Origin of the sequence: Micromonospora sp. CA-246542, from assembly GCF_050942905.1 — a bacterium.
Classification (GTDB): Bacteria; Actinomycetota; Actinomycetes; order Mycobacteriales; family Micromonosporaceae; genus Micromonospora.
The window spans coordinates 6,644,645-6,665,167 of record NZ_CP192040.1; the positions used below are offsets into that span (position 1 = coordinate 6,644,645).

21 protein-coding genes and 1 pseudogene are annotated in these 20,523 nt (G+C 72.5%); 8 read left to right on the forward strand and 14 right to left on the reverse strand.

Annotated features, from left to right (window positions below):
• Positions 1-18 precede the first annotated feature (18 nt).
• The 3 genes and pseudogenes from ACQP0N_RS30940 to ACQP0N_RS30950 form a co-directional block, all read right to left on the reverse strand.
• The gene (locus ACQP0N_RS30940; RefSeq protein WP_433116032.1) at positions 19-1,686 is read right to left on the reverse strand and encodes a fumarate hydratase; all 1,668 of its coding nucleotides are present in this window, start codon (positions 1,684-1,686) and stop codon (positions 19-21) included.
• Positions 1,687-1,800: 114 nt separating this feature from the next.
• Positions 1,801-3,212: pseudogene (locus ACQP0N_RS30945) on the reverse strand (PQQ-binding-like beta-propeller repeat protein).
• A 46-nt stretch (positions 3,213-3,258) separates the two neighbouring features.
• Complete coding sequence (locus tag ACQP0N_RS30950) at positions 3,259-3,798, reverse strand: Lrp/AsnC family transcriptional regulator (RefSeq protein WP_433116034.1); 540 nt, start codon at positions 3,796-3,798, stop codon at positions 3,259-3,261.
• Positions 3,799-3,928: 130 nt separating this feature from the next.
• Here ACQP0N_RS30950 and hppD point away from each other — a divergent pair, with 130 nt between their 5' ends.
• The 6 genes from hppD to ACQP0N_RS30980 all read left to right on the forward strand — a co-directional run bounded on the left by hppD (position 3,929) and on the right by ACQP0N_RS30980 (position 9,864).
• Positions 3,929-5,134, forward strand: coding sequence for a 4-hydroxyphenylpyruvate dioxygenase (gene hppD / locus ACQP0N_RS30955; RefSeq protein ID WP_357172543.1), 1,206 nt, complete (start codon positions 3,929-3,931; stop codon positions 5,132-5,134).
• A gap of 11 nt (positions 5,135-5,145) precedes the next feature.
• The gene (locus ACQP0N_RS30960) at positions 5,146-5,904 is read left to right on the forward strand and encodes an RDD family protein (protein ID WP_433116037.1); all 759 of its coding nucleotides are present in this window, start codon (positions 5,146-5,148) and stop codon (positions 5,902-5,904) included.
• Between the two features lie 37 nt (positions 5,905-5,941).
• On the forward strand, positions 5,942-6,979 hold the full coding sequence (locus ACQP0N_RS30965; protein ID WP_433116039.1) for an RDD family protein: 1,038 nt from the start codon (positions 5,942-5,944) through the stop codon (positions 6,977-6,979).
• A complete protein-coding gene (gene hisC, locus ACQP0N_RS30970) occupies positions 6,976-8,079 on the forward strand; it encodes a histidinol-phosphate transaminase (protein ID WP_433116041.1) in 1,104 nt (367 codons plus the stop codon). The genes ACQP0N_RS30965 and hisC overlap by 4 nt, the downstream gene beginning before the upstream one ends.
• A 134-nt stretch (positions 8,080-8,213) precedes the next feature.
• Entirely contained in the window at positions 8,214-8,768 is a 555-nt protein-coding gene (locus ACQP0N_RS30975) for a hypothetical protein (protein WP_357128720.1), read from the forward strand.
• Between the two features lie 127 nt (positions 8,769-8,895).
• Complete coding sequence (locus ACQP0N_RS30980) at positions 8,896-9,864, forward strand: hypothetical protein (RefSeq protein WP_433116043.1); 969 nt, start codon at positions 8,896-8,898, stop codon at positions 9,862-9,864.
• Here ACQP0N_RS30980 and ACQP0N_RS30985 read toward each other — a convergent pair.
• From ACQP0N_RS30985 to ACQP0N_RS31010, 6 genes are all read right to left on the reverse strand, one after another.
• Positions 9,824-10,174, reverse strand: a complete 351-nt coding sequence (locus ACQP0N_RS30985; RefSeq protein WP_433116045.1) for an LPXTG cell wall anchor domain-containing protein — start codon at positions 10,172-10,174, stop codon at positions 9,824-9,826. The two genes, ACQP0N_RS30980 and ACQP0N_RS30985, sit on opposite strands and share 41 nt — an antisense overlap.
• Positions 10,175-10,263: 89 nt before the next feature.
• Positions 10,264-11,520: a PQQ-binding-like beta-propeller repeat protein gene (locus tag ACQP0N_RS30990; RefSeq protein ID WP_433116047.1), complete on the reverse strand. Its 1,257-nt coding sequence runs from the start codon at positions 11,518-11,520 to the stop codon at positions 10,264-10,266.
• A gap of 84 nt (positions 11,521-11,604) precedes the next feature.
• Positions 11,605-12,087, reverse strand: coding sequence for an SRPBCC family protein (locus tag ACQP0N_RS30995; RefSeq protein ID WP_357392304.1), 483 nt, complete (start codon positions 12,085-12,087; stop codon positions 11,605-11,607).
• Between the two features lie 111 nt (positions 12,088-12,198).
• Positions 12,199-12,408: a DUF397 domain-containing protein gene (locus tag ACQP0N_RS31000; RefSeq protein WP_355050986.1), complete on the reverse strand. Its 210-nt coding sequence runs from the start codon at positions 12,406-12,408 to the stop codon at positions 12,199-12,201.
• A gap of 155 nt (positions 12,409-12,563) precedes the next feature.
• On the reverse strand, positions 12,564-13,760 hold the full coding sequence (gene fahA / locus ACQP0N_RS31005) for a fumarylacetoacetase (RefSeq protein ID WP_433116050.1): 1,197 nt from the start codon (positions 13,758-13,760) through the stop codon (positions 12,564-12,566).
• Positions 13,757-14,626 carry a hypothetical protein gene (locus ACQP0N_RS31010; protein ID WP_433116052.1) on the reverse strand — a complete coding sequence of 290 codons (870 nt, stop codon included), beginning with the start codon at positions 14,624-14,626 and terminating at the stop codon, positions 13,757-13,759. Before ACQP0N_RS31010 ends, fahA begins: the two co-directional genes overlap by 4 nt.
• A gap of 94 nt (positions 14,627-14,720) precedes the next feature.
• Here ACQP0N_RS31010 and ACQP0N_RS31015 point away from each other — a divergent pair, with 94 nt between their 5' ends.
• On the forward strand, positions 14,721-15,887 hold the full coding sequence (locus ACQP0N_RS31015) for a homogentisate 1,2-dioxygenase (protein ID WP_433116053.1): 1,167 nt from the start codon (positions 14,721-14,723) through the stop codon (positions 15,885-15,887).
• Between the two features lie 154 nt (positions 15,888-16,041).
• Here the strand turns inward: ACQP0N_RS31015 and ACQP0N_RS31020 are convergent, their stop codons facing one another.
• From ACQP0N_RS31020 to ACQP0N_RS31035, 4 genes are read right to left on the reverse strand one after another with little or no spacing between them, the layout of a single operon-like run.
• A complete protein-coding gene (locus tag ACQP0N_RS31020) occupies positions 16,042-17,070 on the reverse strand; it encodes a tetratricopeptide repeat protein (RefSeq protein WP_433116055.1) in 1,029 nt (342 codons plus the stop codon).
• A 10-nt stretch (positions 17,071-17,080) separates the two neighbouring features.
• The gene (gene ispF / locus ACQP0N_RS31025) at positions 17,081-17,566 is read right to left on the reverse strand and encodes a 2-C-methyl-D-erythritol 2,4-cyclodiphosphate synthase (protein WP_355051025.1); all 486 of its coding nucleotides are present in this window, start codon (positions 17,564-17,566) and stop codon (positions 17,081-17,083) included.
• 51 nt (positions 17,567-17,617) lie between these two features.
• Positions 17,618-18,313 carry a 2-C-methyl-D-erythritol 4-phosphate cytidylyltransferase gene (ispD, locus tag ACQP0N_RS31030; protein WP_433116057.1) on the reverse strand — a complete coding sequence of 232 codons (696 nt, stop codon included), beginning with the start codon at positions 18,311-18,313 and terminating at the stop codon, positions 17,618-17,620.
• Between the two features lie 56 nt (positions 18,314-18,369).
• Positions 18,370-18,855 (reverse strand): CarD family transcriptional regulator, encoded by a 486-nt coding sequence (locus tag ACQP0N_RS31035; RefSeq protein WP_007073334.1) that lies wholly within the window; start codon positions 18,853-18,855, stop codon positions 18,370-18,372.
• A gap of 329 nt (positions 18,856-19,184) precedes the next feature.
• On the opposite strand from ACQP0N_RS31035, the gene ACQP0N_RS31040 reads away from it, so the two are divergent.
• Positions 19,185-19,862: a hypothetical protein gene (locus ACQP0N_RS31040; protein WP_433116059.1), complete on the forward strand. Its 678-nt coding sequence runs from the start codon at positions 19,185-19,187 to the stop codon at positions 19,860-19,862.
• A 5-nt stretch (positions 19,863-19,867) separates the two neighbouring features.
• On the opposite strand, the gene ACQP0N_RS31045 is transcribed toward ACQP0N_RS31040, so the two are convergent.
• On the reverse strand, positions 19,868-20,509 hold the full coding sequence (locus ACQP0N_RS31045; RefSeq protein WP_433116061.1) for a hypothetical protein: 642 nt from the start codon (positions 20,507-20,509) through the stop codon (positions 19,868-19,870).
• Positions 20,510-20,523 lie beyond the last annotated feature (14 nt).

Consider the following 20,523-nt stretch of genomic DNA (forward strand, 5'->3'; position numbering starts at 1 on the left):
CTGCGCGGGACGGAGAGGTCAGCGGCGGCCGATGGTGAGCACCGGCTTGGTGACCTCGGCGAAGAAGTCGTTGCCCTTGTCGTCGACCACGATGAAGGCGGGAAAGTCCTCCACCTCGATCTTCCAGACGGCCTCCATGCCCAGCTCGGGGTATTCGAGCACCTCGACGTGCTTGATGCAGTCCTGGGCGAGGCGGGCCGCCGGACCGCCGATCGAGCCGAGGTAGAAGCCGCCGTACTGCTGGCAGGCGCGGGTCACCTGACCCGACCGGTTGCCCTTGGCCAGCATCACCTGCGAGCCGCCGGCGGCCTGGAATTTCTCCACGTACGCGTCCATCCGGCCGGCCGTGGTCGGGCCGAACGAGCCCGAGGCGTACCCCTCGGGCGTCTTCGCCGGGCCGGCGTAGTAGACGGCGTGGTCGCGCAGGTACTGCGGCATCGGTTCACCGGCGTCCAGCCGCTCGGCGATCTTGGCGTGGGCGATGTCCCGGGCCACGACGAGCGGGCCGGACAACGACAGGCGGGTCTTTACCGGGTACTTGGACAGCTCGGCCCGGATCTCGTCCATCGGCCGGTTGAGGTCGACCCGGACGACCATCTCGGCCTCGAGCGCATCCTCCGTGACGTCCGGCAGGAACCGCGCCGGGTCGGTCTCCAGGCGCTCCAGCCACACGCCCGACGGGGTGATCTTGGCAACCGCCTGTCGGTCCGCCGAGCAGGAGACCGCGATCGCCACCGGGCACGACGCGCCGTGCCGGGGCAGCCGCACCACCCGTACGTCGTGGCAGAAGTAGCGCCCACCGAACTGCGCGCCGATGCCGAAGTTGCGGGTCAGCTCCAGCACCTGCGCCTCCAGCTCCAGGTCGCGGAAGCCGTGGGCGCTCATCGAGCCCTGCGTCGGAAGGGCGTCCAGGTACTTCGCGGAGGCGTACTTCGCGGTCTTCAACGCGTACTCGGCGGAGGTGCCGCCGATGACGATGGCCAGGTGGTACGGCGGGCAGGCGGCGGTGCCGATCAACCGCAGCTTCTCCTCCAGGAACTGCATCATCCGCGTCGGATTGAGCAGCGCCTTCGTCTCCTGGTAGAGGTACGACTTGTTGGCCGAGCCGCCACCCTTGGCCATGAAGAGAAACTTGTACGCGTCCGGGTGTCCGTCCGGGTCCTCGGCGTACAGCTCCACCTGGGCCGGCAGGTTGCTGCCGGTGTTCCGCTCGTCCCACATGGTCAGCGGGGCGAGCTGGGAGTAGCGCAGGTTGAGCCTCGTGTACGCCTGGTAGACGCCCCGGGAGATGGCCTCGGCGTCCGCGCCGTCGGTCAGCACGTGCCGGCCACGCTTGCCCATCACGATCGCCGTGCCGGTGTCCTGGCACATCGGCAGCACCCCGCCGGCGGCGATGTTGGCGTTGCGCAGCAGGTCCAGCGCGACGAACCGGTCGTTCGACGACGCGGCCGGGTCGTCGATGATCGCCCGGAGCTGCGCCAGGTGCGCGGGGCGCAGGAAGTGCGCGATGTCGTGCATCGCCTCGGCGGTCAGCGCGGTCAGCGCGGCCGGCTCCACGGTGAGGAAACGACGGCCCCCCGGGCCGTGCACGACGTCCACGCCCTCGTCGGTGACCAGGCGATATTCCGTCTGGTCGGGGCCGGTCGGCAGCAGGGGGGCGTACGAGAATGCGGCGGCACTGCTCATGAGCGGCAAGCCTAGGGCAGACCGGTCGATCATTCCCACCCGCCGGGCTGGGTCTGGGACGCCGCTCTCATCCGCCGAGGTCGTCAGCGCTCAGCGCCCCGAAGTCGCGCCCGCTCAGCCGTCCTTGCCGCCGTCCGGTTCGGTGCACAACTCACCCTTGGGCCCGCAGTCGCCGTTGCCGTCACCCGACCCCGGGCGGGTGCCGCCCGGGCCAGGGTTGCCGCCGTCGCCCGGCTGCGGGACGGGGCGCCGGGCGTGGCGCCGAAGCGGACGTACCCGATCTCCCGACCCTCGCCGATGATCATGCCCTGCGAGCCGACGGCGAGGGCGTTCGCCGAGGTCCGCAGCACGGCCAACTCCCGCCCGGTGCGCGGGTCGAGGGCGACCAGCCGCGACGGCTTCTCGTCGGCGAGCACCGCCGCGTACGGGGTGAGCGCCGCGCCCGCCTTGGCGCTGGCCGGCCTGGTCCACCGCACCTTGTCGGCACCGAGTTCACGGGACACCACCGAGCGCTTGTCGGCGGAGCGGAACACCGCGTAGCGGTCGTCGACGGCGACGAGCTTGGTGCTGGCCTCGCCGACCCAGAGCAGCCGTCCGTCGTACCCGTCGATGACCGCCTCGCGGCCGTCCGGGCCGACGCCGATCAGCACGTTCCGCGCGCCCTGCGGGTCCTCGCGCTGGACGCAGCCGGCGGTGTCGGCGGTGCGCAGGTTGACCCCGGCCCGCTGCCACGCCTCCTGCCCGGTCGCCGGGTCCCGCGCGGAGATGGCGAAGTAGCAGGTGCCGTCCTGGGAGCGGGCGGCGATCCGCAGCATCCGGCCGCCCACCACCGACAGCCGCTCGTCCCGGCCGGGCTCGACGTTCTGCAGCACGCGCCCGGTGGCGGTGTCGACGACGTGCACCCGGCCGTCGACCGGGAAGCCCAGCAGCGGAGGTGCCGTTTCGGCCCCGGCCACTCCGTCGTCGATGCGGGTGGCCGTGAGCCGGCGGGTGCCGCGCAGGCCGGGGTTGTCGGCGAGCAGGCCGCTGTGCACCCCGGGCAGGAAGGCCGTCCACAGTGGCTTGGTGCCGCGCGGGTCCCACGCGCTCAGCGTGCAGTCGGTGGCGTCCGTGCAGCGGGCGTCCAGCAGCAGGTTCCGGTACGTCCACACGGCCACGGCGTCGTCGTCGCGCCGTCGGACCGCACCGGTGGTGGGGTCGAGCAGCTCGTACCCCTTGACCAGGAGCTTGCCCACGGCGACGACCGGATCGCGGTCGCCACCCGCGACCGCCGACCAGTCCGCCTTGCGTTCCCAGAGCTGAGCCCCGGTGGCCAGGCTGCGGGCCTCCACCCGGGTGCGCTGCTCGACCACGACGGTGTCGCCGGCGATGGTCACACTGCGCGGGGTGCCGCCGACCCGCTGCTGCCAGACCACGTCCGGCTCGGAGATGGGTTCGCTGCGGTCCACCCAGTCCCAGATGCCGGGGAACGGATTCCAGACGCCGGTGGCGGCGAGGGCGACGACCACGGCGAGGCCGGCCAGCAGCCCGACGCGCACGCTCCCCTTCGCCACCCGCACACCGTAGCCACGATCACGGATCTTCCGTACGCCCGCGCCGCCGTGTCGCCGCGCTTTCTGCGCCGGAAGGTGTTACGGCGCTGCGGATCAGCGGCAGCGTGCGGTAGGGGATCTGCTCCGCCAGCGCGATGATCGTCGAGGCGCGGGTGATGCCGGCGAACGAGACGATCTGGTCGATCACCCGTTGCAGGTCCGTGTTGGAGCGGGCCACGATCCGGCAGAGCAGGTCGCTGGAGCCGGTGATGGTGTGCGCCTCCAGCACCTCGGGGATCGCCGCCAGGTGGGCGGTGACCGGGTCGTGGCCCTGCCGTTGGCTGATCTCCAACGTGACGAAGCTGGTCACCCCGAAGCCGATCGCGGCCGGCGAGATCTCCGGACCGAAGCCCCGGATGACACCCCGCTCGACGAGCTTGTCCAGCCGGGCCTGCACGGTGCCCCGGGCCACGCCGAGCCGCCGGGAGCACTCCAGCACCCCGATCCGCGGCTCCTCGGCGAGCAGTTCGACCAACCGGACGTCGAGCGCGTCGAGCTGTACAGCCTGCCCACCATTCATGGGTCCAGACCATACCGAATGCGCAACCTGACCAGCATTTATGCCGACAGTTGCCCACTCGGTGCCCGCACCGCGATCCTTCGGTCAAGAACCGGCCCACGAGGCCGGCCGGTACGCGAGGGAGGCCACCATGACCCAGGCGATCGACCGACCCCAGTCGACCGAGGACGTCGACATCGACCGGCTCGTCGGCGCAGTCGACCACGACATCAGCCACGACCCGTTCCCCGTCCGTGGGCTCGACCACGTGCACTTCCTGGTCGGCAACGCCAAGCAGGCGGCGCACTACTACTCCACCGCGTTCGGGATGACCTGCGTGGCGTACCGGGGCCCGGAGCAGGGCTACCGCGACCACGCCCAGTACGTGCTGACCAGCGGCTCGGCCCGGTTCGTGCTGACCGGCGCGGTGCGCCCGGACGCCGACGGCGCGGAGCACGTGGCGAAGCACAGCGACGGCATCAGCGACATCGCGCTCGAGGTGCCGAACGTCGACGCCGCGTACGCGCACGCAATCGGTCAGGGCGCCACCGGCGTCGTCGAGCCGCACGACGTGACCGACGAGAACGGCACCGTCCGGATGGCCTCCATCGCCGCGTACGGCGACACCCGGCACACGCTCGTCGACCGGTCCCGCTACCGCGGCCCGTTCCTGCCCGGCTTCGTGGCCCGCGGCCCGATCGTCGACCGGCAGCCCATGATCGACGCCGGCATCCAGCCGAAGCGGTTCTTCCAGGCCGTCGACCACGTGGTCGGCAACGTCGAGCTGGGCCGCATGGACGAGTGGGTGGAGTTCTACAAGCGGGTGATGGGCTTCTCCAACATGGCGGAGTTCGTCGGCGACGACATCGCCACCGACTACTCGGCGCTGATGAGCAAGGTCGTCGCGAACGGGACCCGCAAGGTGAAGTTCCCGCTCAACGAGCCGGCCATCGCCCGCAAGAAGTCGCAGATCGACGAGTACCTGGAGTTCTACCAGGGCCCGGGTGCCCAGCACATCGCCGTCGCCACCAACGACATCGTGGCCAGCGTCGACGCGATGCGCGCCGCCGGTGTCGAGTTCCTGGACACCCCCGACTCGTACTACGACGACCCGGAGCTGCGGGAGCGGATCGGCAACGTGCGGGTGCCGATCGAGCAGCTCAAGGAGCGCAAGATCCTGGTCGACCGGGACGAGGACGGCTACCTGCTCCAGATCTTCACCAAGCCGGTGCAGGACCGCCCGACCGTCTTCTTCGAGCTGATCGAGCGGCACGGCTCGCTGGGCTTCGGCAAGGGCAACTTCAAGGCGCTCTTCCAGGCCATCGAGCGGGAGCAGGAAGCGCGCGGCAACCTGTAACACTGTCGAGCGTGACGCAGCCTCCGTCGTACCCGATGCCGCCGGCCGGTGGGCCTCCGCCCGCCGCCGGCGGCGTCGCGCCATCGTCCGGCCCACACCCCCAGGGGTACGGCGTGCCGCCGCACCAGCCCCCACCGGGGTACGGCGTGCCGCCGCACCAGGCCCCTCCGGGGTACGGCGTGCCGCCGCAGTACGCCCCACCCGGGTACCCTCCGCCGCACTGGCCGGTCGCCCAGCCCGCGCTCAGTCCGGCCGGCCAGCCGCTGGCCAGCTTCGGTGACCGGCTGCTGGCCTGGCTCATCGACGGGGCACTGGCGAGTGTCGTGTCGATGGTGCTGTTCCTGCCGGTCTTCCTGGTCCTGTGGTGGCAGATGTTCAGCGAGATGACCCGGACCAACCCGGACGGCACGCTCGTGGAGCCCGACCCGGCCACCGTCTTCACCGACTTCTTCCTGCCGCTGCTGCTGGCGGAGCTCGGCTTCTTCGTGGTGCTGCTCGGGCTCTACTGGCTCTACCACGTGGAGTACCTCAAGCGTGGCGGCCAGACGCTCGGCAAGAAGATCATGAAGCTGCGCGTGGTGCCGATCGATCCGAACCGCACGCTGGACCGGCGGATGGCCGGCCGCCGGTGGCTCGTGCAGTACCTGGCCTGCTCGCTGGTCCCCGGCCTGAGCTACGTCGACGGCTTCTGGCAGCTCTGGGACAAGCCCTGGCAGCAGTGCCTCCACGACAAGTTCGCCGCGACGGTCGTCGTTAAGGTTGCCTCGTGAGCGAGCGAACCAGCAGGTACGGCAGCGGAGCGTCGGCGTGAGTGTGGAGCCCGGCTGGTACGTCGACCCCGCCGACCGCGAGACCCGTCGTTACTGGGACGGCGAGGGTTGGCTCGGCGCGGCCATCCCCGTCGACGCGACCCCGCCCGACGGACCGCCCCCGCCCGAGCCGCCGCCCGTACCGGTCACCCCGGCCGGCTCTCCGTCGGCGGAGACCGCGCCGGGCTGGCCGCCGCAATCCGGCCAGCCAGCGCACCCGGGACCCGGCCCGCAATCCGTCCCGCCTCCGGGTTGGGGTCCGCAGGGCACCCCGCCTCCCGGCTGGGGTCCGCAGGGCGGCCCGCCTCCGGGCTGGGGCCCACAGGGCGGTCCCGCCGGTTGGAGCCCGCAGGGCACCCCGCCCGGTTGGAGCCCGCAGGGCGTGCCGCCCGGCTGGGGACCCGGCTGGGGACCCGGCTGGCCCGGCCGCCCGCCGGAGCCGCGCCCGCACGGACTCAGGCTGGCCGGTTACGGTCGGCGACTCGTCGCCCGGCTGATCGACATCGTCCTGGTCCTCGCGCTGAACGTGCTCGTCAACGGCTGGTTCGTCTGGCGGTGGCTGGAAGAGCTGACGCCGTACTGGCGGGAGGCGTTCCGGCGCGGGATGGAGGGCAACACCTCCCGCGAGGGACTGCCGCCGATCAGCGAGCAGGCCGGGCTGCTCCAGGTGGCGATCGTGGTGATCGCCACCGCGCTGTGGCTGGCGTACGAGGTGCCCGCCATGGCCGCCAACGGGCAGACCATCGGCAAGCGGGTGATGCGTATCCGCGCCGTCCCCATCGAGGCCGACCAGCCGTTGGGCTTCGGCCGGGCGCTGCGCCGTTGGACGACGCTGGGCATGTCCACCCTGTTCTGGCCCTGCTTCGGGATCGGCCTGCTGGTCCAGCTCATCGACTCCGTGTCCCCGCTCGTCGACCACCCGCTGCGCCGCGCGCTGCACGACCGGGGCGCGCTGACGGTGGTCGTCGAGGTCCCCGCCACCACCGGTTCCCCCGCCACCGACGATCACCCTCAGCCCTCGGGAGACACCCCATGACCGACTCCGGACGTCACCAGCCGGCGGTGCGACTGACCCGCGCCGACCTGGACGCGCTGCCCAGCTACGTGCCCGGGCGCAGCCCCGCCGACCTGGCCCGCGAACTGGGTCTGCCGGAGGCAATCAAGCTCGCCAGCAACGAGGTGCCGTACGGGCCACTGCCGGGCGTGGTCGAGGCGGTCACCGAGGCGGTCAGCGGCTCGCACCGGTACCCGGACATGGGCGTGGTCGCGCTGCGCGACGCGTTGGCCCAGCGGTACGGCGTGGACGCCGACCGGATCGCCACGGGCTGCGGGTCGGTGGCGCTCGCCGAGCACCTCGTACGGGCCACCTGCCTGCCGGGTGACGAGGTGCTGTACGCGTGGCGGTCGTTCGAGGCGTACCCGATCATCGCGGCGACCAGCGGCGCGACAAGCGTGCGGGTCGCCAACGACGCCGGGCACGGGCACGACCTGGCGGCCATGGCGGCGGCCGTGACCGACCGGACCCGGATGATCCTGGTCTGCAACCCGAACAACCCGACCGGCACGGCCGTCCGCCGGGCCGAGCTGGACCGGTTCCTCGACTCGGTGCCGGACGACGTGCTGGTGGTCATCGACGAGGCGTACCGGGAGTTCGTCACGGACCCCGAGGTGCCGGACGGCCTGGACTACCTCGGTCGGCCGAACGTGGCGGTGCTGCGCACCCTGTCCAAGGCGTGGGGCCTCGCCGGGCTGCGGATCGGCTGGCTGGTCGCGCAGCCAGCGGTGGCGGCGGCGGTCCGCAAGGTGGTCACGCCGTTCTCCACGAGTACGGCCGCCCAGGCCGGCGCGCTCGCGGCGCTGGCACAGGCCGACGAGATGGAGCGCCGGTGCGCGCTCGTCGTCGCCGAGCGGGACCGGGTCACCGAGGCGCTGCGCAAGTTCGTGCCCGACGTGCCGACCAGCCAGGCGAACTTCGTCTGGCTGCCGCTGGGCGACCGGGCCGTGGCGTTCGGCAAGGCGTGCGAGTCGCGCGGGGTGATCGTGCGGCCGTTCGCCGGGGACGGCGTCCGGGTCACCATCGGCACCCCGGCCGAGAACGACGCGTTCCTGGCCGCCGCGGAGGCGGCGCTGACCTGAGCGGACGCCGCATGACCAACCGGTGACATAAGAACCGTTTGTCTGGTTTTGCACGGTATTTGCCCTATCTTCCGAAGTAGCCGACGCGACGCGGACCCGCGCCGGCTCACTTCGAGAAAACGGGGTAACGAACAGTGCGTACTGCCAAGATCTGTCTCGCCGGAGCAGCCGCCGTGGCGGCGGTCGGCTTCCTCGCGGCACCCGCCGCCGCGGCACCCACCGACACCACGACCACCACCTTCGAGGTGCTCGCCGGCACCCTCGACATCGACGCGCCGGCCACCGCCGACCTGGGCACCGGCGCACCCGGTGGCACCATCACCGGCCAGCTCGGCACGGTGACCGTCACCGACTCCCGGGGCTCCGCCGACGCCTCCTGGGTCGCCTCGGTGACGGCGACGGTGTTCCAGACCGGCGGCGGCTCGCCGCCCGAGACGGTCCTGCCGTCCGAGATCGACTACTGGTCCGGTCCGGCGACCGCGACCACCGGCGACGGCACCTTCACGCCGGGGCAGGCCACGGCCGGCGACGCGGCTCCACTGGACAGCACCACGCCGCTCACCGCGTTCACCCACTCCGGCGGCACCGGCGGCAACACCGCCGCCTGGAACCCCACCCTGGTGGTCAACGTCCCGCTGGACAGCATCGCGGGCGTCTACACCGGCACGGTGACACATTCGGTGGCGTGACCGCCGGGGGCGGTCGACCATCGCGGCCGCGCTCGCCCTGTTCTGCCTCGCCGGTCCGGGTCTGTCGACCCGGGCCGGCGCGGCCGAGCCGGATGCGGGATCCGACGAGGGCAGCATCGGGATCCGGTTGCTGGAGGCCCCGACCGACCGCCGCGACGACCCGCGGGCACTGCGCTACATCGTCGACCACCTACCGCCGGGCACCACCATCAACCGGCAACTGCTGATCGTCAACCGGACCGGCGAGCCGCGCCGCGTCGACGTGTACCCGGCGGCAGCGACCCTGGAAGGTTCGGCCTTCAGATTCGGAGAGGGCAGGGCGGCCAGCGAGCTGACGTCCTGGACCACGGTCGACCGCGACACCGTGGAGTTGGAGCCGTGGGGCGAGGCACGAGTCCGGGCGACCGTCACCGTGCCGACGGCCGCCCCCCGGGGCGAGCGGTACGGCGTCATCTGGGCGTCCACCACCTCGAAGCCGCGGGCGAACGGCCAAGTCACACAGATCCACCGGGTCGGTGTTCGGATGTACCTCGACATCGGCCCGGGTGGCGAACCGGCCTCGGACTTCACGATCGGCGACGTGCGCCCGGCCCGCGGTCCCGAGGGCGTGCCCACGGTGACGGTCCAGGTCACCAACACCGGCGGTCGGGCCATCGACCTGACCGGCACGGTCAGCCTGAGCGACGGGCCGGCCGGCAGTCGAGCCGGGCCGTTCCCGGTCGGGAAGGGCGTCACGCTGCCCCCGGGCGGCTCGGGACTGGTCGTCGCCCAGTTCCCCACCGAGCTGCCCAACGGCCGCTGGAAGGCCGAGGTGAACCTGGAGAGCGGGTTGGTGAAGCGGAGCCTGACCGCGCAGATCGAGTTCCCCGACCCCGGTGCGGCCGGCCGCAAGGGCAGCATCGTGTCCCGCCTGCGCTCTCCCTGGGCGGTGGGAGTTGTCGTCGCGGCGCTGCTGCTGACGACCGGTCTCGCCGTGCTCGTGCGCCGCCGCTCCCACCGGACCGCTGCCGCCGCGCACCGCGAACACGTTCCGGCCGACCGGCAGGCGGGTCACGTCAGCTCGGTCGGCGGCGACGCGCGGCCAGCCAACCGATGACCACCAGCGTCATCCCCACGGCGACGAGGAGCAGAACCGAGCCGTTCGGGCCGGTGACCGGCAGGTTCCCACCGTGGCTGGGCGTCGGGGTGGGCTGCCGGGTCGGCGGGGGCGTGGTCGGGGTGATGGTCGGCGATGCCGGCACCACCTCGAAGGTGACACCGGTGCCGTCCGACGGCGCCACCCGCACCGCGGCAACCGCGCCTGCCGGCGGCCCGCCCGGCAGGAGCACCGATGGCACCGTGCTCACGAGTCCGGTGGTAGCGGCGAGCACGCCACCGACCAACCACCTGGTTGCCCTGCTGGCCATGTCGACCCCTCCCACCCAGAAACCTGAACCGTGAGAAAAGTACCTTTTCCGGCCAGACGTGGTGAAAGATTCGGAACCCGGTGCCCCGATCAGGTGGCGGCCAGGATCACCGCCTCCGAGGTGAGGTAGTAGCGCTGGTCGTCGCCGTTCGGGTCGACCGGCTCGCGCAGCCGCTCCATCGCGACGTAGCCGGCCTCGGCCCAGACCGCCCCGGGCGTCCAGCCCGTGCCGTCCGAGCCGACGTTGAGCGTGCTGCGGGACAGCAGACGCCCGGTCGCCGGGTCGAGCGTCACCAGGTCGTTCCCCTCGGTCAGCAGGTGCACCCGGCCGGGCTGGGCGGCGAGCACCCGCGCCGGGCCCAGGCCGGCATCACGCCACAGCTCGGCACCCGTACGCGCCGACCGACCCACCGCTACCCCGTCGGCGACACCGACAGCCTGCTCGCCGACCAAGACGACGCCGGCCGGGTCCAACGTGGGCGCGGCCACCGGCTCGCCACCACCCAACACCCAACCCCGGCCACCGGCGTCACCCGGGCCCGCCGTGCGCAGGGCCCGGCACCCCGACCGGCCGGTACGACATCCGAGCGGGGTGACCACCAGGTCGTCCGGGTCGCCCGGCGGTCGCCAGCGCTCGCCCACCAGGCCCGTCGCGGCGTCCCGGAACTCGATCGTGGCCGGTCCGGAACAGGTGTCCAGTCCGATCACCTGCCCGGTCGCCGTGGTGCCGACATCGCTGCGGCAGTCGCCGGGCAGGTCGGTCCGCCACAGCTCCCGACCGCTGGACACCTCCACGCCGCTCGCCCGGCCGCTGCCGGTGACCGTCAGTACGGTCCGACCGTCCGGGAGGTCGGCGAGAAGGAGCCCACTCGGGTTCCAGACGGTGGCGGCACCGGTGCGCCGGACCACCGCCGTGCTCGCAACAGGCACCGGCCCGTCGGCCCGCCAGCGGACCCGCCCGGTGGACGCGTCGAGCGCGACCAACCGGCCGTCCGACCAGCGGCTGACCACGATGGTGCCGCTCGCCACCACCCCGGTCAGCTCCGCCGGCCACCGCCGGTACGACCAGTAGGGCGTGGTGCGGTGCCGCCAGTCGACCGGCCGGTCGGCGTAGACCTGGCGGTGGGCGGCGTACACCCGCAGCCGCCCGTCCACGATCAACGGGGCGACCGGGAGACGGCCGATCACACCGGCCGCGGGTTGGGGCGCCGCCGGATAGTCCGCTCGGGCCGGCGTACTCACCTCGGCCGGCGCGAGCACCCGGTGGACGACGACCGCGACGGCCGCCACGGCGAGTAGCACCGCCACCGCCAGCACGAGCCGTCGCCGGCCCCTCGGGAACCCCATGCCGCACCTCCGCCCGGCACCCTACCCAGCGCAGCGGGTCGGATCCCGGTCAGGTTGTACGGGTCAAGCTTCGGGCAGGTGCGCTCAGGCCGCTTCAAGCGAGCCGGCGGCGCGAGCAGCGACGGCCAGGTCGGCGAGGTCACGCCGGAGCGCCACCTCGACCGCCCGGGCGGCGAGGCCACCGAGCAGCAGGGCCACCACCCGACCGTACGGATCGGTCGGCACCGCCTCCTGGGTGACGGTGACCGCGGTGCGCGGGCCGCGACGTCGCCGGGCCGGACGCAGACGCCAGGTGATCCGGTAGTCCGCACCGGCACCGGAGGAGCAGAGCACCAGCCGCTGGGGCGCGAGCGCCTCCACGACCAGGAACTCCTCGGTGAGGGTGCCGCCGCCCGGCTGGGCGCGCTCCGCACGCCAGGCGGTGCCCGGCCCGAACGGGCCCGGAGTCAGCACCTCGACCGGACCGGCCCCGGTCAGTCGGGCGGCCCGGTCGGACAGGTCGGTCAGCAGGCACCAGACATCGACGGCGTCCGCCTCGATGAAACCGGTAACCGCGACCGTCGACATGCCACCCTCCCGTGCCACCGACGGTACGCGCGGTACGGGCCGGACGAGGCCCCCGGACGGAATTTCCACCACCCGGAGGCCACGTTGTCCGTTCCGCCTGCGCGACACCGCTCAGCGTTCGAAGCGACCAGACCTGATCGCCCCGACGAACGCTGTCCATCCCGGCGGGCTCACGGCCAGTGTGGGGCCGCTCTGGTCCTTGGAGTCGCGGACCGCGACCAGGCCGATCACATCGACCAGATTGTCCGCCACCTCCACGCAGAGTCCCTGGTCGTTGGACCGGCTGCTGGTGCGCCAGAGCGCTCCGGTGAGATCGTGCATCGTTGTTACCTCCGTGTGCGTCGGGACGCCCCACCACTCCACAGGGCGTGGCGGGGCGACTGATCCGCGTGATCAACGGGGTAACCGGGGTGTGGTTATCGCACAGACGGTGCGACCAAGAGTCTCGTCGATGAGACGGTCCGGCGGCGGGTGCCTCAGCGGGCCGGCTGGACCGTTCCGGTGACCTCACCGAGGGCGATGGTGGTGCCGTCCGGCCCGGGCGCGGTGGCGGTGATGGTGACGGTGTCGCCGTCGACGAGGAAGGTACGGCTCTCGGCGCCGACCTTCGCCGGCTCGGCCCCGCCCCAGGTCAGTTCCAGGAACGAGCCGACCTGGGAGCGCTCGGGGCCGGAGACGGTGCCCGAGGCGTACAGGTCGCCGGTACGCAGGGACGCGCCGTTGACCGTCAGGTGCGCCAACTGCTGCGCCGGCGTCCAGTACATGCCGGCGAACGGCGGCTCACTGACCCGTTCGCCGTTCCACTCGACCGACAGCCGCAGGTCGAGCCCCAGGTGCGGCACGTCACGCAGGTAGTCGACGACCGGCGGGTCCTGATCCGGAGCCGGCACGAAGGCGTCGGCCAACGCTTCCAACGGCGTCACCCAGGCCGAGACCGAGGTGGCGAAGGACTTGCCGAGGAACGGGCCGAGCGGCTGGTACTCCCAGGCCTGGATGTCGCGGGCCGACCAGTCGTTGACCAGCACCACCCCGAAGACGTGATCGGCGAAGTCGTCCACCGCGACCCGGTCGCCCAACGCGCTGGGCACACCGACCACGAAGCCGACCTCGGCCTCGATGTCGAGACGTACCGACGGGCCGGTCACCGGACCCTCGGCGGACGCCCGCTGCCCGGTGGGCCGGACCACCGGCGTGCCGGAGACCACGACGGTCCCGGCGCGGCCGTGGTAGCCGATCGGCAGGTGCTTCCAGTTGGGCAACAGTGGCGGCTGACCCGGGCGGAAGATCTGCCCGACGTTCGACGCGTGGTGCTCCGAGGAGTAGAAGTCGACGTAGTCGGCCACCTCGAACGGGAGCAGCATCTCCACGTCGGCCAGGGGCACCAGCAGCGGCTCGACCGCCGGTCGGTGCGCCGGGTCGGTGAGCAGCTCCACGATCCGCTGGCGGACCGCCGTCCACTGCGGACGCCCGAGCGCCATGAAGTCGTTGAGGGTGGGCCGGCCCAGCGCGCCGGCGGCCAGCACCAGCCCGGCGGCCTCCGCCCCGGCCAGGTCGAACACCCACGAGGAGATACGTACGCCGATCCGCGGCTCGTCCCCGCCGGAGGAGAACACTCCGTACGGCAGGTTCGTCACGCCGTACGGCGAACCGTCAACGCCGCTCACCCAGGTCATGCGTCGTAGCCCCCGTTCACCAGCCCCAGCCGGATCAGATCGGTAAGTGGTTCCAGGATGCTGCACGAGCCGAAGCCGACCCAGAGTGGGCGCGGCGCGTCCAGCCGTCCGTTGACGCGTTCGAGCAGCGGACGTGGGTCGAGGGCGGCCAGCAGTTCGGCGACCACCCGCGCGCTCTCCCCGTCTGCGGCGGCGAGCGTCGCGGCCAGCACGTTGGCGTAGCCGTGGTGGGTGAACCCGGTCTCCGGGTCGAGGTGCCGCACCGCCTGGTGCAGTCCGGCGGTGAGCTTGAACGGCAGCGCGCGGTCGCGGCAGGCGCAGAGCACCGCCGCCAGCTCGGCCGGGGTGGGGAACAGCTCGGCGGCGAGACCGCCGGTGCGGAACTTGGCGGTGATCGGCACGCCGTCGGCCCGGGCGGCGGCGAGCGCGTCCAGGGCGCTCATCAGCCCGAAGGTCAGCGGCAGCTCGGCGTAGACGGATTCGACGCCCGGCAGGGTCCCGGTCAGCCGTAGCAGCTCGGCGACGCCGGGTAGCGGGTCCTCGCCCCGCTTGGCGACGGCCACCTCGACCTGACGGGCCGTGACGCCGTCGGGTGGCAGGAACGAGAACGCGAAGGGCAGGCGGGCGATCCCGGTGTCACCGATCAGCCCGATCACCAGGCCCTCACGCTGGTCGACGAGACCGCTCAGGTCTCCGGTCACGACGGTCGAGGCGGGGACGAGTAGCGGGCCGACCAGATCCGCGTACCAGGCGGCGCGGTGCTGGCGGTGCGCCTGCAGAGCGTCGGGCAGCGTGGCGCTGCCCGGAGGGAAGACGGCGGCGTCGTCCACCAGGCCGTCGAGGAGCGCGGGCACCTGCGTTGACACGGAACAAGAATCTACGGGACGCTACAAGGAACGGACAACAGCGTCCGATTATCGGACGCCTTCGGCCGGTGAACGGGATATATCGGGAGGCGAGATGCCGTACTACCGCAGCGTCGGCGAGGTGCCGCGCAAGCGCCACACCCAGTTCCGCCAGCCCGACGGCAGCCTCTACGCCGAGGAGCTGATGGGGCAGGAGGGCTTCTCCTCCGACTCGTCGCTGCTCTACCACCGGCACGCGCCCACCGCGATCCTGGCCGCCGACGAGTTCACCCCGCCCGCGTTCACCCGGACGCCGAACCTGCCGCTCAAGCCCCGCCACCTGCGCACCCACAAGCTCGACGCCGGTGATGCCGACCCGATCCTCGGCCGGCAGTACCTGCTCGCCAACGACGACGTCCGCATCGGGTACGTGCTCGCCGACCGCCCGTCGCCGCTGTTCCGCGACGCCACCGGCGACCACTGCCTGTACGTCGAGGCGGGCACGATGCGGGTCGAGTCCCCGTTCGGGGCGCTGGACGCGGTCGCCGGCGACTACGTCGTCATCCCCACCTCGACCATCCACCGGCTGGTCCCCACCGGTGACGCGCCCGTCCGGCTGCTCGCCGTCGAGGCGTCCGGGCACATCGGCCCGCCCAAGCGCTACCTCTCCGTACGCGGACAGTTCCTGGAGCACTCGCCGTACTGCGAACGCGACGTCCGCGGCCCCGACACCCCTTCGCTGGTGGACGGCGAGGAGGTCGAGGTCCTGGTCCGGCACCGTCGCGGCTGGACCCGTCACGTCTACGCGAACCACCCGTTCGACGTGGTCGGCTGGGACGGGCACCTGTATCCGTGGGCGTTCTCCATCCACGACTTCGAGCCGATCACCGGCCGCATCCACCAGCCCCCGCCGGTGCACCAGACCTTCCAGGGGCCCAACTTCGTCATCTGCTCCTTCGTGCCACGCAAGGTCGACTACCACCCGCAGTCGATCCCGGTGCCGTACAACCACCACAACGTCGACTCCGACGAGATGCTCTTCTACACCGGCGGCAACTACGAGGCCCGGCGCGGCTCCGGCATCGAGCAGGGCTCGATCTCGCTGCACCCCTCCGGGTTCACCCACGGGCCCCAGCCGGGCGCCGCCGAACGCTCCATCGGCGCGGACTACTTCGACGAGCTGGCCGTCATGGTCGACACCTTCCGCCCCCTCGACCTCTGCGACGCGGCACGCCCCTGCGAGGACGAGGGGTACGCCTGGACGTGGGCGCGTTCTGTTTAGTCGCCCTTTGGGTTTTCGCCGGAGCCCGCCCGCTCTGGGCGGTCAGGCTTGATCCCGACGCGGGCGGGCTCCGGCGAAAACCCTGACCTGGGCGAGCTGTACGACGCTTGTTGACCTTTTGGGGTTACGCCTTGGGTTGGGTTGGTTGCCTGGGTCAGCGGACGGTTGTTCTGGTGAAGGCGGCGAACTCGGCTATCACCGTGGCGACGATGGCGAGCACCAACGGCCACGGCGAGCCGACCACGGCGTACACGAGTAGCAGCAGCGGCGCGGCCGCCACCGCGTAGATCGCCAGGGCCATCGTCCGGTCGGCGTGCGGCATGGTCGGCAGGACGGTCCGGGTGAACCCCGGAAGCCGTGCCGCGAGCTGCCACACCACGACGCCGCCGGTCAGGGCGGCGAGCACCGCCAGGACGCGGGAGAACCCGTCGTTCGCCGACGCCGCGAACGCGACCACCACCGCGGCGACCAGTGACCAGCCCGCGCCGTAGAACACCAGGCGATGCAGGCCGTACGCGAGGGTCCGTGGGGAGTCGATCCGGCTCGGGCCGAACGTCACCATCTCGGCGATCTGCTCCAGCGCCATCGACCAGCGGCGCTGCTCCAGGCGCAGAACGCCGACGTCGTGCCCGACCTCGGCGAGGCGGTGATCGAGCCGCAGCGCCTCCCGGTAGGCCCGCTCGGCCAGGTCGAACAGCTCCAGCCGGGCCGCGACCAGACTGAGCACCAGGTGCGCCTGCGGCTCCTGGGGGGCCAGCTCGACCCCACGCCAGGCCGCGTTCAGCGCCGGCTGGCCGTTGCGCGCGTCGGCCAGGATCGCCGCAGCGCTGCGCTGGGCGTACGCGTCGGCCGGCCCGAGCGCCAGCAGCCGGTCGGCGACGGCGGCCGCGTCGGCGTACCGCCCCAGGTCGGCCAGCGCCATCGCCCGCACGACGAGCGCCGGAGGGGCGTCCGGTGCGGCGGCCACGGCCGAGTCGGCGGCGGCGAGCGCGTCGGCCGGCCGGTCGGCGGCGAGATGCACCCGGGCCAGCATGGTGAGGGCGTCCGGGTCGGCGGGCTTCAGCGCGAGCCCTTCGGTCAACTCGCCGGCCGCCTCGTCGTGGCGGCCCAACTCGGCGAGGAGCTGGGCGCGTTCGAGGTAGCCGTCGGCGGCGAACCGGTCGGGGGCGGGATCGGTGGACATCGCGACGAGCCTAGGCGGCCGGGGCGTCGTACACCAGAGCCACGGCGACGCCCGCCAGGCCTTCCTCACGGCCGGCGAAACCGAGCCCGTCGGTGGTCGCGGCGGAGACGGTCACGGGTGCGCCGACCGCCTCGGAGAGCACCCGCTGAGCCTCTTCCCGCCGGCGGCCGATCTTGGGCCGGTTGCCGATGACCTGCACGGACACGTTGCCGATCGCCAGGCCGGCGGCCCGCACCCGGCGGGCCGTCTCGGCCAGCAGGGCCACGCCGGACGCCCCGGCCCACTCGGGCTGGTCCACCCCGAAGGCGGAGCCGAGATCACCGAGACCGGCGGCGGAGAGCAGCGCGTTGCAGGCGGCGTGGGCGGCGACGTCCGCGTCCGAGTGCCCGGCGAGACCGTCCTGGTCGGGCCAGAGCAGGCCGGCCACCCAGCAGGGTCGGCCCGGCTCGAACGCGTGCACATCGGTGCCGATGGCCACCCGAGGAACGATCATGATCCGAGACTACGGTAGAACGACCGCGCGGTCCCGCCGTGCGATCGTGAGGCGTCAGCCGCCGGCGGCGAGCAGGTGCTCCGCCAGTGCCAGGTCGAACGGACGGGTGATCTTCAGCGCGTACTCCGAGCCGGGCACACAGGCCACCGGTACGCCCTGCTTCTCGACCAGGCCGGCGTCGTCGGTGAGCGGATCACCCGCGGCGGCGTGCGCGGCGGCCAGCACGGACCGGCGGAAGCCCTGCGGGGTCTGTACGGCGCGCAGGGCGGATCGGTCGACGGTGCCCAGCACCACCTCGTCGGCGCCGACCTCCTTGATGGTGTCGACGACCGGCAGGACCGGGATCACCGCCGCCTGGCCGCCCCGGACCGCGGCGGCGACCGATTCGACCAGCTCCGGTGGGGTCAACGCGCGGGCGGCGTCGTGCACCAGGACGATCGTCGGGCCGGCCGGCACGGCCGCGAGCGCCGCGGCGACGGAGGCCTGCCGTTCGGCGCCACCGGCCACCACGGTCACTGGCGCCACCGGGGCCAGCAGGTCACGGACACCCTCGACGTCTGCCGCCGGTGCGGCGACCACGATCGTGTGGACCGACGCCGCGGCGGCGAGCCGGCGCACGGCGTGCACCAGCAGCGGTTCTCCGGCGAGCAGGCGCAGCGCCTTGGGTCGACCGGGGCCGAGGCGTACGCCAGCACCGGCCGCAGGCACGAGGACCGCGACGTCACCGCGCGGGTTGAGCTGCGCGGTCACGTCGCGGTCCTCGGTGGTTTCTTCGCTACGAAGTGGGTACGACGATGCTGTGCGGACTAGGCCTCGGTGAGGACCTTGTCGAGCAGCGTCTCCGCCTCGTCCTTGGTGCTCTTCTCAGCCAGCGCGACCTCGCCGACGAGAATGTCGCGGGCCTTGGCCAGCATCCGCTTCTCGCCTGCGGAGAGGCCCCGCTCCCGCTCCCGACGCCACAGGTCACGCACGACCTCGGCGACCTTCAGCGGGTTGCCGGAGGCCAGCTTTTCCAGGTTGGCCTTGTAACGCCGCGACCAGTTGGTCGGCTCCTCGGTGTGCGGAGCCCGGAGAACGTCGAAGACCTTACCGAGGCCCTCTTCGCCGACCACCTCACGAACGCCCACGATCTCGGCGTTCTCAGCCGGCACCCGGACCGTCAGGTCACCCTGCGCGACCCTCAGGACGAGATATTGCTTAGGCTCGCCCTTGATGACCCGAGTCTCGATTGCCTCGATGAGTGCGGCCCCGTGGTGGGGGTAAACAACGGTCTCGCCGACACTGAAAACCATAGGTTCGAAACCCCTTTCGCTGTGTCTAGGGTAACACGGTCAGGCAACGATGTCTCACCGATGTCCTGACCGTTGGCGCAGCTCAGGGGCCCTGTGAGAGGTCTTTCTTCAGCTTGACAGGCGGTCAAACCGATGGTTCAAACACGCTCCGTGACGATCGGATGACTTCCCGATACGAGTGAACAGAACGTCGAGATCAAGGGCTATGCGCTCCTCCCATGGTATCCCGGCGTGCGGGACCGCGCCCAGATGTAGCGGGAGGTGCCCCCGGTGCGGGACCCTGGAGTCCGAGCCACACTCCGCTCTCGAGACGCTTCCTGGGGGGTCCGATGGGCAAGCCGGACGCAGAGGGCCACGGGCCATCCGACGGCCTGCCCGACCTACCACCCGAATGGGGCCGCATCGTCGTCCCCGATGACGCCTCCGCCCTCGCCAGCGAGGCCGCCCAGGTGCGTCGTGAGCTGCGCCGGGCCACCGGCCGGTACGCCGGACGCCGGGCACTCGCCCTGCCGCTGCTCGTCCTGGTGGTGGCGGTGCTCACCACCCTGACCGGCCTGCTCGCCGTGACCTGGCCCCGCGCCGGCCGGAGCACCGACCGGCCCACTCCGGCGCCCTCTCCACCACCCGTTTCGCTCACCGGTCAGGCGCTGCCCGCGCTGGACCTGGTCGACGCCGGGCAGGCGCCCGTTCCGCTCCGCGGCCTGTTACCCGCCATGATCATCCTCGTGGACGACTGTGGCTGCCCCGACGTCGTCACCGAGGCCGTGGGGGCGGCGCCCGACGGAGTCACGATCGTCACCGTGACCGAGGGCCGAGCCGTCTCGACCGCACCGCCGGTCGACGGCGTCCGTGCGCTGGCCGACCCCGCTGGCGGTCTGCGCTCGTTCCTGGGCCCGGGCGCCGCCAACGCGCTGCTGGTCGACCGCGCCGGCGTGGTGACCCGGGTGCTGCCCGGCGTCGGGCCGGTCGACGCGTACCAGGACGACCTGACCGCCCTGGCCCGCTGAGCGGCCTACGACGGGGGCAGCGCGACGAGTTGCGCCTCGACGTCGATGGGCTGGTCGCCGACGGCCGACAGCGACACCCGGAACGGCCCGCCGCCGGGCAGCAGCCGGGCGGACGCGAGCGTGCCGTCGCAGTCGATCCGCGGCGGGCCGGCGAGTCTGGCCCCGGTGCTCGTCACCGCCAGCGTGCCCGGTCGGGTGCACCGGTACTGGAGCAGGAAGCGGGAACCATCGTCGGACGCCTGCCGGGTCCGCTCCTCGCCGGGCGCCAGCTCCCGCTGCTCCCGCCAGATCGTGCTGCGGAACGAGGGGAGGTCGCTCCCGGGGACGAGAACCCCCACATCGGCACCGAGGTCGGTGGCCTCACCCGTCTCCGGGTCGATGACGACCCGCCGATCGCCGTCCACCCGGACGACCTCGCCCCTCTGCGAATCAACCCGCATCGTCACCCGTGACTCGGGCTCAAGACGGGCCAGGACACGTTCCAACTCGGTGCTGACGCTGGGCGCGACCACCGGCGGGCGTACCGATCCGGCCACCGGAACTGGCGCGGCGGCACGCCACCACCAGCCGCCGACCGCCAGCGCGCCCAGGGCGATACCGACCAGCACCGCCGACCGCAACCGGTCGTCCTCCGCCCCCGCACCCATGGAACGAGCGTACC

Coding starts and splice junctions, on each gene's coding strand:
- ACQP0N_RS30950 (WP_433116034.1), bottom strand. CDS start 3,798: ATGAATGGTGGGCAGGCTGTACAGCTCGACGCGCTCGACGTCCGGTTG.
- ACQP0N_RS30985 (WP_433116045.1), bottom strand. CDS start 10,174: ATGGCCAGCAGGGCAACCAGGTGGTTGGTCGGTGGCGTGCTCGCCGCT.
- fahA (WP_433116050.1), bottom strand. CDS start 13,760: ATGACCTGGGTGAGCGGCGTTGACGGTTCGCCGTACGGCGTGACGAAC.
- ACQP0N_RS31035 (WP_007073334.1), bottom strand. CDS start 18,855: ATGGTTTTCAGTGTCGGCGAGACCGTTGTTTACCCCCACCACGGGGCC.
- hisC (WP_433116041.1), top strand. CDS start 6,976: ATGACCGACTCCGGACGTCACCAGCCGGCGGTGCGACTGACCCGCGCC.
- ACQP0N_RS31015 (WP_433116053.1), top strand. CDS start 14,721: ATGCCGTACTACCGCAGCGTCGGCGAGGTGCCGCGCAAGCGCCACACC.
- ACQP0N_RS30940 (WP_433116032.1), bottom strand. CDS start 1,686: ATGAGCAGTGCCGCCGCATTCTCGTACGCCCCCCTGCTGCCGACCGGC.
- hppD (WP_357172543.1), top strand. CDS start 3,929: ATGACCCAGGCGATCGACCGACCCCAGTCGACCGAGGACGTCGACATC.
- ACQP0N_RS31045 (WP_433116061.1), bottom strand. CDS start 20,509: ATGGGTGCGGGGGCGGAGGACGACCGGTTGCGGTCGGCGGTGCTGGTC.
- ACQP0N_RS31020 (WP_433116055.1), bottom strand. CDS start 17,070: ATGTCCACCGATCCCGCCCCCGACCGGTTCGCCGCCGACGGCTACCTC.
- ACQP0N_RS31000 (WP_355050986.1), bottom strand. CDS start 12,408: ATGCACGATCTCACCGGAGCGCTCTGGCGCACCAGCAGCCGGTCCAAC.
- ACQP0N_RS31040 (WP_433116059.1), top strand. CDS start 19,185: ATGGGCAAGCCGGACGCAGAGGGCCACGGGCCATCCGACGGCCTGCCC.
- ACQP0N_RS30990 (WP_433116047.1), bottom strand. CDS start 11,520: ATGGGGTTCCCGAGGGGCCGGCGACGGCTCGTGCTGGCGGTGGCGGTG.
- ACQP0N_RS30995 (WP_357392304.1), bottom strand. CDS start 12,087: ATGTCGACGGTCGCGGTTACCGGTTTCATCGAGGCGGACGCCGTCGAT.